1 pseudogene is annotated in these 353 nt (G+C 42.8%); it reads right to left on the bottom strand.

The features are described from left to right. Nucleotides 1–353, bottom strand: a pseudogene (locus CWC16_RS20175) (hypothetical protein); the annotation flags it as partial.

Genomic DNA, 353 nt, shown 5'->3' with positions numbered 1-353 from the left:
CGTACAACATTCTGATGTGGATGATTTCTTCTATTGATATCGAGGTACCATCTCCCCATAAGGTGTCGAAAGGTAAATAGTCGAATCCTTGCTCCATAATAAGAGACAATAATTCTGAGGGGAGCGACGAGTGATGGAAGAAGCTCATATGGTTAAACCAACAATCCAGATGAGTATCAGGGTGCGATACGATCCCGCTGTGATGTTGTTCCGTTATTAAGTCTTGCTCTAGCCATCGACAATGAATTTGGTTCACCTGACAATACTTCTTGACATAGGCTTTATCTGAGGACTGAAAAGCTTGTTGCCAGTCAAGTCCAATACCCCCACCATATCGTCTGCGATATATCCAT

The organism is Pseudoalteromonas sp. S3776 (genome assembly GCF_005886915.1).
Lineage (GTDB): Bacteria > Pseudomonadota > Gammaproteobacteria > Enterobacterales > Alteromonadaceae > Pseudoalteromonas.
Note: the sequence above shows the minus strand (reverse complement) of the source record. Positions and strands in the feature narration are given on the sequence as shown.